Origin of the sequence: Bradyrhizobium sp. URHD0069 (genome assembly GCF_000701345.1) — a bacterium.
Taxonomy (GTDB): domain Bacteria; phylum Pseudomonadota; class Alphaproteobacteria; order Rhizobiales; family Xanthobacteraceae; genus Bradyrhizobium.
Window position 1 is genome coordinate 57,110 of record NZ_JNIJ01000025.1, and the last position, 14,635, is coordinate 71,744.

Sequence of the window (14,635 nt, forward strand, 5' to 3'; positions counted from 1 at the left end):
CACCACCATCCAGCCCGCAAGTTTGTCCGCCGATTCTTGCCAACGGCGAGTCTAGACGCGCCAAGTCCCGGCTTAGACTTTGCTGGCCCGACCCGCCCCCGGGTTAACCAAGGGGTATTTTAGTGGGTCGTTCGCCAAACTGACCCACTAACCCGGCCTTGACTCCAAGGAACAAAAGCGGAACAATGTTCTTCTTATGTTCTAGCATGAGGAGACGATCATGTTGAAGATATTCGTGGAAGAAGCGGCGGCGCTGGCGTCGATCACGCTGTTCGTCGGGATGATTGCAGTCTGGGCGCAGTTGATCCCGCAGCTCTGACGCAGTTTTGGGGCGGTGGGGCGGACGGAGCGCCGCCTTGGTGAGCCGCCTTGGTGAGCCGCCTTGGGGAAAAGCAGGATGGCGGGCGACAATGGCGCGTTCCGCATGGACTCCCCAAATCCAAGGCAGCAACATTGGGGGCGAGTCGGCCCTTGAGGGCGGCTTTCCCTCCCTCAAGCCCAGCGATCGCTCAAGTCCATGACCCAAAAGCCGTCGGCAAACGTGTCCAATGCCGGATTTGTCCATCTCCACGTCCATTCGGCCTATTCGCTGCTGAAGGGGTCGATCAAGATCCAGAAGCTCGGCGAACTCGCCAAGGCGGACCGCCAGCCGGCGCTGGCGCTGACCGACACCGACAACATGTTCGGGGCGCTGGAATTTTCCGACAAGATGGCCGGCTACGGCATCCAGCCGATCATCGGCTGCGAGCTTGCGGTCGATTTCGGCGACCAGGATCCAAACGCGCGCAATGCGCTGGCCGCGGGGCCGTCGCGGATCGTGCTGCTGGCGGCGCGCGAGCGCGGCTATCGCAGCCTGATGCGGCTGAACTCGCGGGCGTTTCTGGAGACGCCGGTGCATCAGTCTCCCCACGTCAAGTTCGAATGGCTGCAGGACGACGCCGAGGACCTGATCGTGCTAACCGGCGGTCCCGACGGACCGATCTCGCTTGCGCTCAATGCCGATCATGCCGGTCTCGCGGCGACGCGCTGCGACCGGCTGGCGAGCCTGTTCGGCGACCGGCTCTATATCGAGTTGCAGCGCCACGGCATCGAGAAGGAGCGCCGCGTCGAAGCCGCGCTGATTGATCTGGCCTATGTGAAGGGGTTTCCACTGGTCGCGACCAACGAGCCCTATTTCGCGGCTACAGACGACTACGAAGCCCACGATGCGCTGCTCTGCATCGCCGGCGGACGCCTGATCGCCGAGACTGACCGCGATCAACTGACCCCGGATCACCGCTTCAAGACCCGCGCGGAAATGGCGGTGCTGTTCGCCGACGTGCCGGAGGCGCTGGCCTCCACCATCGAGATTGCCGAGCGCTGCTCGTTCCGGCCGACCACGCGCAAGCCGATCCTGCCGCGGTTCACGGTCGGCGCCGGCGCCAACGCGGCGGATGCGCAAAGCGATGAGGCGGCGGAATTGCACCGTCAGGCGGAGGAGGGCCTGAGCAACCGGCTCAAGGTCCACGGCCTTTCGCAAGGAACCTCCGAGGAAGACTATCGCGCAAGACTTGCCTTCGAGCTCGATGTCATCACCCGCATGAACTATGCGGGCTATTTCCTGATCGTTGCGGATTTCATCAAATGGGCCAAGGCGGAAGGCATTCCGGTCGGGCCGGGCCGCGGCTCCGGCGCGGGATCGCTGGTGGCCTATGCGCTGACCATCACCGATCTCGATCCGATCCAGTTCGGCCTGCTGTTCGAGCGCTTTCTCAATCCGGAGCGCGTGTCGATGCCGGACTTCGACATCGATTTCTGCCAGGACGGACGCGACCAGGTGATCCGCTATGTGCAGCAGCGCTACGGCCGCGATCAGGTCGCGCAGATCATCACCTTCGGTACGCTGCAGGCGCGCGGCGTGCTGCGCGACGTCGGGCGCGTGCTGCAGATGCCCTATGGGCAGGTCGACAAGCTGACCAAACTGGTGCCGCAAAATCCCGCGGCACCGGTGACGCTGGCAGCCGCGATCGCGAGCGAGCCGAAGCTGCAGGCGTTTCGCGAAGAAGACCCGGTGGTGGCCCGCGCTTTCGATATTGCGCAACGCCTTGAGGGCCTGACCCGCCACGCGTCCACCCACGCCGCGGGCATCGTGATCGGCGACCGGCCCTTGAGCGAACTGGTGCCGCTTTATCGTGACCCGAAATCCGATATGCCGGTGACCCAGTTCAACATGAAATGGGTCGAGCCTGCGGGCCTGGTCAAATTCGACTTCCTCGGCCTGAAGACGCTCACGGTGCTCGATCTCGCGGTGAAGCTATTGAAGCGGCGCGGCATCGATCTCAACCTGGCGCGCCTTCCGCTCGATGATGCGCCAAGCTACGCGATGCTGGCGAAGGGCGATGTGGTCGGCGTGTTCCAGGTCGAAAGTCAGGGCATGCGGCGGGCGCTGGTCGACATGCGGCCCGACCGTTTCGAGGATATTATCGCGCTGGTGGCGCTCTATCGTCCCGGTCCGATGGCGAACATTCCGACCTATTGCGCTCGCAAGCATGGCGACGAAGAGCCAGAATATCTGCACCCCATGCTCGAGCCGATCCTGAAGGAAACGTTTGGCGTCATCATCTATCAGGAACAGGTGATGCAGATCGCGCAGGTGATGGCCGGCTATTCGCTCGGCGAAGCCGATCTGCTGCGCCGGGCGATGGGCAAGAAGATCCGCAAAGAGATGGAGCAACAGCGCGAGCGCTTTGTCTCCGGCGCGGTCGAGCGCGGCATTGCGCGCGGGCAGGCGGACACGATTTTCGAGCTGCTGGCAAAGTTCGCCGACTACGGCTTCAACAAGAGCCATGCCGCGGCCTACGCGCTGCTGTCGTACCAAACCGCCTACATGAAGGTGCATTATCCGGTTGAATTCCTGGCGGCGTCGATGACGCTCGACCTCAACAACACCGACAAGCTGTCGGAATTTCGCGCCGAGGCGCAGCGGCTCGGGATCAAGCTCGAGGCCCCCTCGATCAACCGTTCCGCCGCCACCTTCGAAGTCAGTGACGGCACCATCTACTACGCCCTTGCCGCGCTGAAGGGCGTCGGATCGCAGGCGGTCGAACTGATTGTGGAAACGCGGCGCGACGGGTTATTCACCTCGCTGGCCGATTTTGCAGCCCGGGTTAGTCCGCGCGCGATCAACAAGCGCGTGATCGAGAGCCTTGCGGCTGCCGGCGCCTTTGACGCACTCGATTCCAATCGCGCACGGGTGTTCGCCGGCGCCGAGGCGGTCCTCGCAGCATGCCAGCGCGGCCACGAGGCCGCGACCATGGGGCAGAACGACATGTTCGGCGGCGCGGCCGACGCGCCGACCATCATGCTGCCGCAGGTCGAGCCATGGCTGCCGGCCGAGCGGCTGCGGCGCGAATATGACGCGATCGGATTTTTCCTGTCCGGTCATCCGCTCGACGACTACGCCACCGTGCTGAAACGCTTGCGGGTGCAGACCTGGGCGGAGTTTTCCCGCGCCGTTAAAACCGGTGCGACCGCGGGCAAGGTGGCTGCGACCGTCGTGTCGCGGATGGAACGCCGTACCAAGACCGGCAACAAGATGGGTATCATGGGCCTGTCCGATCCGACCGGCCATTTCGAGGCCGTGCTGTTCTCCGAAGGCCTCGCGCAATATCGCGAGGTGCTGGAGCCCGGCGCTGCCGTGTTGCTGCAGCTCGGCGCCGAACTGCAGGGCGAGGACGTCCGCGCGCGGGTGCTGCACGCCGAGCCGCTCGATGACGCCGCCGCCAAAACCCAAAAAGGCCTGCGGATCTTTGTCCGCGACACCAAACCGCTCGAGTCCATCGCCAAGCGGCTATCGATGCCTGAGTTGACACAGCAGGGTAGTCCGGCCCGAAGTCCTCAGACAAAGCCCGTTCCGGTTGCGGGAGCCGACGGCGACGTGTCGCTGGTGATGATGCTCGACCTCGAAACCGAGGTGGAGATGAAGCTGCCGGGCCGTTTTAAGGTCTCGCCGCAGATCGCGGGCGCGATCAAGGCTGTGACGGGCGTGGTGGACGTGCAGACGCTTTAGGCGCCAGGCGCGATCATGAGGGCGGATCGCCCGGCGGATAGACGGCGACCGCAGCCAGGCGAGGGCGGACGATGGCCGCCGGTAACAAGACGTTTGGACGGAGGCCGGCGGTTACGTCCTGAAACAGGGGCATTTCGGTGCTTCGGGGCATATTGGGCTCCCGAGGCCACCGGCCGGCGAGGGCGGCGTATTCGCGAGCTACGCGCCAAAATCGCCCGTATTTCCTTGCTTCTCGCCGAAATCCCGCTATATACCGCGCCATCTCACACGGAAACATGGCTCAAAAGGCCGTCCGGTGGCAGCCGGGCCGAGAAGGCTCGCTTGCTCACACGTTTCCGGAGGAACCAACCGGAGAATCTTGACTATGGCGCTTCCCGAATTTTCTATGCGTCAGCTGCTTGAAGCTGGCGTTCACTTTGGCCACCAATCGCACCGTTGGAATCCGAAAATGGCGGATTACATTTTCGGTGCCCGCAACAACATTCACATCATCGACCTCGCCCAGACCGTGCCGCTGCTTCACCGCGCGCTACAGGCGGTCAGCGATACCGTCGCCAAGGGCGGCCGTATCCTCTTCGTCGGCACCAAGCGACAGGCGCAGGACGGCGTGGCCGAGGCTGCCAAGCGCTCGGCGCAGTACTTCGTCAATTCGCGCTGGCTCGGCGGCACGCTGACCAACTGGAAGACGATTTCCGGCTCGATCAAGCGGCTGCGGCACCTCGATGAAGTGCTCAATTCCGGCGACGCCAACGCCTACACCAAGAAAGAGCGGCTGACGCTGCAGCGCGAGCGCGACAAGCTCGATCGTTCGCTGGGCGGCATCAAGGACATGGGCGGTCTGCCCGACCTCATCTTCGTGATCGACACCAACAAGGAAGACATCGCGATCCAGGAAGCGCAGCGCCTGAATATTCCGGTTGCCGCGATCGTCGATACCAATTCCGACCCCAAGGGCATCACCTATGTGGTGCCGGGCAATGATGACGCCGGCCGCGCCATCACGCTGTATTGCGACCTGATCGCACGCGCCGTCATCGACGGCATTTCGCGCGCACAGGGCGATTCGGGCATCGATATCGGCGCTTCCGCGCAACCGATCCGTGAGGAAATCCCGGTCGCCCCGCAGCCCGCGGGCTTCCAGGGCCTGGCCGGACCACGTGGTGCGGCTGACGATCTCAAGAAGCTCACTGGCGTGTCCGGCGCGATCGAGAAGAAGTTCAACGACCTCGGCATCTTCCATTACTGGCAGCTTGCCGAACTCGATCACGACACCGCGCACAAGATCGGCGAAGAGGTCGGACTTCCGAGCCGCGCCGATGGCTGGGTCGCCCAGGCCAAGGCGATGACCGCGGAAGCGGAATAACGCGAATCGTTGGCCGGAACACCGGCCATCAGCTTCCAATTTACGTAAATCCTGGTGGTGGACGGCGGCGAGGGCTTTAGGCCTCGTCGCGGCCGCCCTGACAGGCAAGGATACGCAACGATGGCAACAATCACAGCGGCGATGGTCAAGGACCTGCGCGAAACGACCGGCGTTGGCATGATGGACTGCAAGCAGGCGCTCGCCGAAAACCAAGGCGACATGCAGGCGGCAATCGATTGGCTGCGCAAAAAGGGCCTCTCGAAGGCTGCGAAGAAAGCCGGCCGCGTTGCCGCGGAGGGCCTGATCGGCGCGCACACGGCGGGCCTCAAGGGCGTCTTGGTCGAGGTCAATTCCGAAACGGACTTCGTCGCGCGCAACGAGCAGTTCCAGGGACTGGTCAAAATGGTCGCGCAAGTCGCGCTGAAAGTCGGCGCCGACATCGAGAAGATCAAGGCCGCCAAAGTCGGCAGCGTCACGGTCGAGACCGCGATTGCGGATGCGATCGCGACCATCGGCGAAAACATGACGTTGCGTCGCGCGGCTTCCCTAGAAGTTACCAAGGGCGTCGTGTCGAGCTACGTGCACAACGCCGTGATCGAAGGCGCCGGCAAGATGGGCGTGATCGTGGCGCTGGAATCCACGGGAGAGGCCGATGAGCTCGCTCATCTTGGCCGCCAGCTCGCCATGCACGTCGCCGCGGCCAATCCGCAGGCGCTGGACCCGGCCGGGCTCGATCCCACGATCGTGAAGCGCGAGAAGGAAGTGCTGGCCGACAAATACCGCCAGCAGGGCAAGCCGGAGAACGTGATCGAAAAGATCGTCGAGTCCGGGCTGAAGACCTATTACAAGGAAGTCTGCCTGCTGGAGCAGGCTTTCATCCACGACAACGCCAAGTCGGTTGCCCAGGCGGTGAAGGAAGCTGAGGGCAAGATCGGCGCGGCTGTGAAGATTACCGGCTTTGTGCGCTATGCTCTGGGCGAGGGAATCGAAAAGCAGGAATCCGATTTCGCAGCCGAAGTCGCGGCGGCGAGCGGTAGGAAGTAGCGGTCCGAAGAGTGCTTCCGGCGCCAGCGCCGGGAGTGGCCCGCGCTGGCTAAGGAAAGCGATTCGCAATGGCTGAGCCGGTCTATCGTCGCGTGGTGATCAAGATCTCGGGCGAATACCTCGCCGGCGCGCAGTCCTTCGGCATCGACCAGCCGACGGTCGACCGGATCGCCGGCGATCTCATCGCAGCCCGCCAGCTGGGCGCCGAGGTCGCAGTTGTGGTCGGCGGCGGAAACATCGTTCGTGGCGTGGAAGTATCGTCGCGCGGCGTTTCCCGGCCGACCGGCGACACCATGGGCATGCTCGCCACCGTGATGAACTGCCTCGCGCTCGAGGCGGCGATCGAGCGGCGTGGAATGCCTGCACGCGCGCTGTCGGCGTTCGTGATGCCGCAGATCTGCGAGCTGTTCACCCGCGGTTCCGTGCACAAATATCTGGCCGAAGGCCGGATCGTGCTGCTCGGTGGTGGAACCGGCAATCCGTTCTTCACGACCGACACCACAGCGGTATTGCGGGCGGCCGAAATCGGCGCGCAGGCCGTGCTGAAGGCCACCAATGTCGATGGCGTCTACAGCGCCGATCCCAAAAAGGACCCGTCCGCCAAGCGGTTTGACCGTTTGACGCATTCGCAGGCGATTCAGGGCGACTACAGGGTCATGGACGCGACCGCATTCGCGCTTGCCCGGGAGACGTCGCTGCCTATCATCGTGTTCTCAATCGCCGAGCCGGGTTCGATCAGTGCAATCCTGCGCGGCACAGGCCACGGTACGATTGTCGCCGGCTGACGGGCTTGTGAAGCATCGGACCGCGCACAATTGGGATCGGCCTCGACGAAGCGTTTTCAGGAGGGGAGAGTGTTATGCCCACGGGTAATTTCGACATCAACGAGTTGAAGCGCCGCATGCAAGGTGCCACCCAGGCGCTCAAGCATGAACTGGGCGGCTTGCGGACCGGCCGCGCCGCTGCTTCGATGCTGGAGCCGGTGCAGGTCGATGCCTACGGTACACACATGCCGCTGAACCAGCTCGCGACCATCAGCGTGCCCGAGCCGCGGCTGCTTTCCGTGCAGGTATGGGACAAGTCGATGGTCAAGGCAGTGGAGAAGGCGATCGTCGATTCCAATCTCGGTCTAAGTCCCGCTACTGAAGGGCAGGTGCTTCGCCTGAGAATTCCCGAACTCAATGAAGAGCGCCGCAAGGAGCTCGTTAAAGTCGCGCACAAATATGCCGAAGCGGCCCGTGTAGCGGTCCGGCATGTCCGCCGCGATGGCCTCGATACGGTCAAGAAGCTTGAAAAGAATCACGAGATTTCCGAGGACGATCAGGAACGTCTGGGCAATGAAGTGCAGAAGGCGACCGACGCGATGATTTCAGAAATCGATCAGTTGCTTGCGGCCAAGGAAAAGGAAATCCTTACCGTCTAGTGCCAGGGATTCTTTTAATGTCGAACGCCGCCGCCCCCGCAACTGAAGGACCGGATCGAACCGACGGTCCGTTGCATGTGGCGATCATCATGGACGGGAACGGGCGCTGGGCAGCGGCCCGCGGTTTGCCGCGCGCTGAAGGCCATCGCCGTGGCGTTGAGGCGTTGCGTCGCGTCGTTCGCGCGGCAAACGAACTCGGCATTCTCTACCTGACGATTTTCTCCTTCAGCTCGGAAAACTGGTCGCGTCCCGCGACCGAAATCGGTGACCTGTTCGGCCTGCTGCGGCGCTTCATCCGCAACGACCTTGCGACCCTGCATCGCGACGGTGTCCGCGTGCGCGTGATCGGCGAGCGCGACGGACTGGAGCCGGACATCTGCGCGCTTTTGAAAGAGGCCGAAGACCTCACGCGGGACAACAGGCGGCTCAATCTCGTAGTGGCGTTCAACTACGGATCGCGGCAGGAAATCGCCAGCGCGGCGCAGCGGCTGGCGCGCGAGGTCGCAGATGGCAAGCGTGACCCCGCGTCGATCGACGCCGACGAACTCGCTCGATACCTCGACGCACCGGATATTCCCGATCCGGATCTGATCATTCGCACCAGCGGTGAGCAGCGGCTGTCGAATTTCCTGATGTGGCAGGCGGCTTATAGCGAACTGGTATTCGTGCCGATCCACTGGCCTGATTTCGACAAGGCCGCGCTCGAGAGCGCGATCGCCGAATATGCCAGACGGGAGCGCCGTTTCGGCGGTCTGGCCGCGAAAACCGCATCGTGACCGAGGACGAGGCCGCGCCGGCGGCGCCTGCTGAGCAGGATTCGCGCAATCTCCTGCTGCGCGTCACCGCCGCGGCGGTGCTTGCACCGCTCGCCATTGTGATCGCCTATGCCGGCGGATGGTTGTGGACCTTTCTGGTGACGCTGGCGGCGATCGGCCTCTACGTCGAATGGCTGACGATCGTGGGTTCGGCGCGCCAGACGCGCGTGGTCGCGTCGGGGACTGCCGCGCTTGCAATCGCTGGCGTGTGTCTCGCGCTCGGACGGATCGATGCGTCGCTCGTTGTATTGGTTCTTGGCTTGGCCGCCGTTGCATCGCTTTCGCCGCAGTTGCGCCTATGGACTGCGACAGGATTTGGCTATGCCGGCGCGGCACAGATCGCTTCGGTGCTGGTGCGGCTCGACCAGGCCTGGGGATTTGTTGCGCTGATCCTGATCCTGCTGCTGGTGTGGGTGACCGACATCGGCGGCTATTTCGCAGGCCGCGGAATTGGCGGACCAAAACTCTGGCCGCGGGTCAGTCCCAAGAAGACATGGGCCGGAGCGATCGGCGGGTTCGTCGCGAGCCTCGTCATCGCCGGGGGATTTGCGGCGCTCGGTCTCGGCAAGGCCGGGTCGCTGTTGCTGCTGGGCGGTATTCTCTCGATTGCTTCCCAGCTCGGCGACCTCTTCGAGTCCGCGGTGAAGCGGCGTTTCGGCGTCAAGGACTCCAGCCACATCATTCCCGGGCATGGCGGGTTATTGGATCGCCTGGACGGGTATGTCGCCGCGGTGGTCCTGGCGGCGATTTTCGGGTTTTTGCGCGGCGGCGTGGATGGCGTCGGCCGCGGTCTTATGGTTTGGTGAATTCATGAGCGCAGTTCCGTTGCGTAATAACAAGGCTGCGGCGTCTGCCGTGCGCACCGTCTCCGTCCTCGGGGCCACCGGCTCGATCGGCGACAGCACGATGGACCTGCTGAGGGCGGCGCGCGATCGCTATCAGGTCGAAGCTTTGACCGCGCATACCAACGTGCAGGGGCTCGCCAAGCTGGCAAAGGAATTCGGCGCGCGATTCGCGGCGGTCGCCGATCCCGCTCGTCTGGGTGAACTGAAAGAGGCCTTGGCCGGCACCCGCACCGAATGCGGTGCAGGCGAAAGCGCGATCATCGAGGCTGCGGCACGCCCGGCGGATTGGGTCATGGCCGCGGTCAGCGGCGCCGCCGGATTGAAGCCTGCGCTCGCGGCGGTGGATCGCGGCGCAACGGTCGCGCTTGCGAACAAGGAATGCCTTGTCTGCGCCGGCGATTTCTTCATGCAGCGTGCGGCGAAGGCCGGCGCCTGCATCCTGCCGGCCGACTCCGAACATAATGCGCTGTTTCAGGCGCTGGGTTCCGGCAACCGGGAAGAACTGGTTCGGGTTATCATCACCGCATCCGGCGGACCGTTCCGGACGTGGGCCATCGCCGACATCGAGCAGGCGACGCTGGCGCAGGCCCTGAAACATCCGAACTGGAGCATGGGGCAGAAGATCACCATCGATTCTGCGTCGATGATGAACAAGGGGCTCGAGGTGATCGAGGCCTCCTATTTGTTTGCGCTGACGCCGGACGAGATCGACGTGCTCGTACATCCGCAGTCGATCATCCACGGCATGGTTGAATTTTCGGATCGTTCGGTCGTCGCGCAGTTGGGGGCGCCCGACATGCGCACGCCGATCGCGCATTGCCTCGGCTGGCCCGATCGCATTGTCGGCCCGGCAGCGAAGCTCGATCTTGCCAAGATCGGACAATTGACCTTCGAGGCGCCGGCCTTCGATCGTTTCCCGGCGCTTCGGCTGGCTTACGATGCGCTGCGGACCGGCCGCGGCGCGACCACGGTTTACAACGCCGCCAACGAGGTGGCCGTGGCGGCGTTCATTGGCGGCAAGATCAAATTCGGCGTGATCGCACGGCTGGTCGAAGCCACGATGGATGACTGGATACGTTCCGGCAATCTGGCGCCATTGACGTCCGCGGACGATGCCATCGCCGTTGACCATAGCGCGCGAAATAAAGCTGCCACCCTCTTGCCTCAAATTGCCTTAAAGGCAACTTAGATGGTTAAGGACAGAGCCTCCGGCTCTGGTTAAGGGAAATCGGATGCCCGAGTTTTTTCTACATAGTTTCAATACGTTAGGCCATGGGCTGATCGGCTACATCATTCCCTTCCTGTTCGTGCTTACGATCGTTGTTTTCTTCCACGAGCTTGGCCATTTCCTGGTTGCCCGCTGGGCGGGTGTGAAGGTGTTAACTTTCTCGCTCGGCTTTGGTCCGGAACTCGCCGGTTTCAATGACCGGCATGGCACCCGTTGGAAGATTTCAGCCATCCCGCTCGGCGGCTATGTCAAGTTCTTCGGCGACGAAAGCGAAGCCTCTACGCCGTCGTCCGAAACGCTCTCCCGAATGACCGAAGAAGAGCGCGCGGGCAGTTTCCACCACAAGAAAGTCGGACCGCGTGCGGCAATCGTCGCCGCGGGCCCGATTGCCAATTTCCTTCTGGCGATCGTGATCTTCACCTGCCTGTTCACCTTCTTCGGCAAGCCGAGCACGACGGCGCGCGTTGATCAGATAGAGGCGGGCAGTGCCGCCGCGAGAGCCGGTTTTCAGGCCGGCGACGTGGTGACCGCGATCGACGGCAAACGCATCGGCAGTTTCTCCGACATGCAGCGAATCGTCGGCACTCGGGCCGGCGAGGAACTGGTGTTCACTGTCGAACGCAACGGCTCGGCGATGCAATTGCGCGCGACGCCGGAACTGCGGGAAGTGAAAGACCCGTTCGGAAATGCGCACCGGCTTGGCGTGCTGGGCATTACCCGCAAGACCGCGGCCGGCGATGTCACGACCGAGCGTGTGGACCCCGCGACCGCGCTCTTGCTTGGCGTCAAGGAAACCTGGTTCGTGGTTGACCGTACGCTGGCCTATATCGGCGGGGTCTTTACCGGGCGCGAAGCGGCCGACCAGGTCGGCGGCCCCATACGAATCGCCCAGATTTCAGGTCAGGTCGCCACCATCGGCGTTGCCGCGCTGGTGCATCTCGCGGCGGTTCTCTCGATATCGATCGGGTTATTGAACCTGTTTCCGGTACCCCTGCTCGATGGCGGTCATCTTTTGTTCTATGCGGTCGAGGCCGTCCGCGGGCGTCCTCTGTCGGACCGGGCGCAGGAGATGGGGTTCCGGATAGGGCTGGGCCTGGTGCTCATGCTGATGGTGTTTGCCACCTATAACGACATCCTCCATCTGGCCGCATCGTGATGTGGGGGCGTGGCCGATAGGCAACGTATTGGAATGAAATTGAAATTGCACTGCAATAGGCCGTTTGCCAGCCCGGTAAAATTGTCTACAAGCAGCGCAATTGGTGGGAATCTGCCGGTTCGTAGGGTACGGTCCGGCACTGGAATGACAAGGGCGCGTGGCGCATGAATGTTGGAATGCGAGTCAGGGGAGGCCTATTGGCCGCCGCCCTGATTATCTTTGCCGCGCCGGTCGCTGCCACGCTGGCGGCCATGCTTGCGTCCTCGCCTGTCGCCGCCCAAACCGTGTCTTCGATCCAGGTCGAGGGCAACCGGCGCGTCGAGGTCGAGACCATCCGCTCCTATTTCAGGCCTGGCCCCGGCGGGCGCCTGGATCAGGGCTCAATCGATGACGGCCTAAAGGCTTTGATCGAGACCGGCCTGTTCCAGGACGTGAGAATCAACCAGGCGGGCGGTCGGCTGGTGGTGACGGTGGTCGAGAACCCGGTGATCGGCCGCATTGCCTTCGAGGGCAACAAGAAGGTCAAGGACGAGCAGCTGTCGGCGGAAATACAATCCAAGCCGCGCGGTACGCTGTCGCGCCCCATGGTGCAGTCCGATGCGCAGCGCATCGCCGAAATCTATCGCCGCTCCGGCCGCTATGACGTGCGCGTCACCCCTGAAATCATCGAACAGCCGAACAACCGCGTCGATCTGATCTTCACCATCGCCGAGGGCGCGAAAACCGGCATCAAGTCGGTCGAATTCATCGGCAACAACGCTTATTCGGCGTATCGCCTTAGAGATATCATCAAGACGCGCGAATCGAACCTGCTGAGCTTTCTCGGCGGTGGCGACGTCTACGATCCGGACCGGGTCGAAGCCGACCGCGACCTGATTCGCCGCTTCTACCTGAAAAACGGTTTTGCCGACGTGCAGGTGGTGGCCGCGCTCACGGAATACGATCCGGAGAAGAAGGGCTTCCTGGTGACCTTCAAGATCGAGGAGGGCCAGCAGTACCGGGTTTCATCGGTCGAGTTTCAGTCCAGCATTGCTACCCTTGACCCCAATGCGCTCCGCAGCTTCTCGCGCGTCAACGTAGGGTCGCTCTACAACGCCGAAGCACTGGAGAAATCCGTCGAGGAGATGCAGATCGAGGCCTCGCGGCGGGGCTACGCCTTTGCCATCGTGCGTCCGCGCGGCGATCGCAACTTCGAGGCGCATACGGTTTCGATCGTCTTCGGTATCGACGAAGGTCCGCGGACCTACATCGAGCGCATCAACGTGCGCGGCAACACCCGTACCCGGGACTACGTGATCCGCCGCGAATTCGATATTTCCGAGGGCGACGCGTACAACCGCGCACTGGTCGATCGCGCCGAGCGCCGCCTGAAGAACCTCGATTTCTTCAAGACCGTGAAAATCTTGACCGAGCCCGGCTCCTCCAGCGATCGCGTGGTTCTCGTCGTCGACATCCAAGAGAAATCCACCGGCGACTTCTCGGTATCGGGCGGCTATTCGACCACCGACGGCGCGCTCGGCGAGGTCAGTATTTCCGAGCGTAACTTCCTCGGACGCGGGCTGTTTGCGAAGGCGGCGGTGACCTATGGCCAGTACGCGCGCGGTCTCTCGCTGTCGTTCGTCGAGCCTTATCTGCTGGACTACCGTGTCGCGCTAGGCCTTGACGCGTTCTATCGCGAGCAGCTGGCAAACAGCTTTATTTCGTACGGCACCAAGACAATCGGTTTCAGTCCGCGGCTCGGCTTCAGCCTCCGGGAAGATCTCGCCTTGCAGGTCCGGTATTCGATCTATCAGCAGGAAATCTCGCTGCCGGATAACCTGCGGAATTGTAACAACGACCCGAACAGTCCGAATTTCAACCCGAGTCCGGCATTCGCTAACGCCAATGGCATTTCTTTGGTCTCGACCAGCGGTCTCGGCTGCTACATCGACGGCGAGGCATCGCTGCCGGTCCGCAAGGAACTGCAGAGCGGCAAGGCGCTGACGTCGTCGGTCGGCTATTCGCTGAATTACAACACGCTGGACAACAACAGGAACCCGACCGACGGCCTGCTCATTGATTTCAAGCAGGACTTCGCCGGCGTCGGCGGCGACGTGACGTACCTGAAAACCGCGGTGGACGCGAAGTACTATACGCCGCTGGTGGCCGATATCGTCGGGCTGATCCACGCCCAGGGCGGCATCCTGAGCAAGATCGGCAACAACGAGATTCGGATGCTCGACCACTTCCAGATGGGCCCGAACCTCGTCCGCGGCTTTGCCCCGAACGGCATCGGTCCGCGCGACCTCAATCCGTTCGGTACGATGGACGCGCTCGGCGGTACCAAATATTGGGGCCTGTCGGCGGAACTGCAGATGCCGTTCTGGTTCCTGCCGAGGGAAGTTGGATTGAAGGGCGCTGTCTATGCCGATGCGGGCGGCCTGTTCGATTACCAGGGACCGACGTCGTGGGCGTTCACGAACGAAGTCAATGTGCCCGGCTGTATTCCTTCAACGGTCACGCCTGTTGCGACCTCCGGAACTTGCACGGGATTGCAGTTTGACAACGGCAATGTCGTCCGCACTTCCGTCGGTGTCGGTCTGATCTGGGCGTCGCCGTTCGGTCCGCTCCGCTTCGACTATGCAATCCCGCTTAGCAAGGGTCAGTTTGACCGGGTGCAGGAATTCAAGTTCGGCGGCGGGACATCGTTCTGAGTTCGATCACCGGCCGGACC

10 protein-coding genes are annotated in these 14,635 nt (G+C 62.8%); all 10 read left to right on the plus strand.

The window, feature by feature from the left end:
• Nucleotides 1-541 precede the first annotated feature (541 nt).
• The 10 genes from dnaE to bamA all read left to right on the plus strand — a co-directional run bounded on the left by dnaE (nucleotide 542) and on the right by bamA (nucleotide 14,615).
• Nucleotides 542-4,048 (plus strand): DNA polymerase III subunit alpha, encoded by a 3,507-nt coding sequence (gene dnaE / locus N554_RS0116630; RefSeq protein WP_029584496.1) that lies wholly within the window; start codon nucleotides 542-544, stop codon nucleotides 4,046-4,048.
• Nucleotides 4,049-4,412: 364 nt separating this feature from the next.
• Entirely contained in the window at nucleotides 4,413-5,411 is a 999-nt protein-coding gene (locus N554_RS0116635) for a 30S ribosomal protein S2 (protein WP_029584497.1), read from the plus strand.
• A 120-nt stretch (nucleotides 5,412-5,531) separates the two neighbouring features.
• Nucleotides 5,532-6,455, plus strand: a complete 924-nt coding sequence (gene tsf / locus N554_RS0116640; RefSeq protein WP_029584498.1) for a translation elongation factor Ts — start codon at nucleotides 5,532-5,534, stop codon at nucleotides 6,453-6,455.
• A gap of 68 nt (nucleotides 6,456-6,523) precedes the next feature.
• Nucleotides 6,524-7,240: a UMP kinase gene (gene pyrH / locus N554_RS0116645; protein ID WP_029584499.1), complete on the plus strand. Its 717-nt coding sequence runs from the start codon at nucleotides 6,524-6,526 to the stop codon at nucleotides 7,238-7,240.
• A 74-nt stretch (nucleotides 7,241-7,314) separates the two neighbouring features.
• Nucleotides 7,315-7,878 (plus strand): ribosome recycling factor, encoded by a 564-nt coding sequence (frr, locus tag N554_RS0116650; RefSeq protein WP_029584500.1) that lies wholly within the window; start codon nucleotides 7,315-7,317, stop codon nucleotides 7,876-7,878.
• A 17-nt stretch (nucleotides 7,879-7,895) separates the two neighbouring features.
• Nucleotides 7,896-8,654 carry an isoprenyl transferase gene (locus tag N554_RS0116655; protein ID WP_029584501.1) on the plus strand — a complete coding sequence of 253 codons (759 nt, stop codon included), beginning with the start codon at nucleotides 7,896-7,898 and terminating at the stop codon, nucleotides 8,652-8,654.
• A complete protein-coding gene (locus N554_RS0116660) occupies nucleotides 8,651-9,499 on the plus strand; it encodes a phosphatidate cytidylyltransferase (RefSeq protein ID WP_029584502.1) in 849 nt (282 codons plus the stop codon). Before N554_RS0116655 ends, N554_RS0116660 begins: the two co-directional genes overlap by 4 nt.
• A gap of 4 nt (nucleotides 9,500-9,503) precedes the next feature.
• Complete coding sequence (gene dxr / locus N554_RS0116665; protein ID WP_029584503.1) at nucleotides 9,504-10,727, plus strand: 1-deoxy-D-xylulose-5-phosphate reductoisomerase; 1,224 nt, start codon at nucleotides 9,504-9,506, stop codon at nucleotides 10,725-10,727.
• Nucleotides 10,728-10,770: 43 nt separating this feature from the next.
• Nucleotides 10,771-11,922, plus strand: a complete 1,152-nt coding sequence (rseP, locus tag N554_RS0116670; protein WP_029584504.1) for an RIP metalloprotease RseP — start codon at nucleotides 10,771-10,773, stop codon at nucleotides 11,920-11,922.
• Between the two features lie 164 nt (nucleotides 11,923-12,086).
• Nucleotides 12,087-14,615, plus strand: coding sequence for an outer membrane protein assembly factor BamA (gene bamA / locus N554_RS0116675; protein WP_029584505.1), 2,529 nt, complete (start codon nucleotides 12,087-12,089; stop codon nucleotides 14,613-14,615).
• Nucleotides 14,616-14,635: the final 20 nt, after the last annotated feature.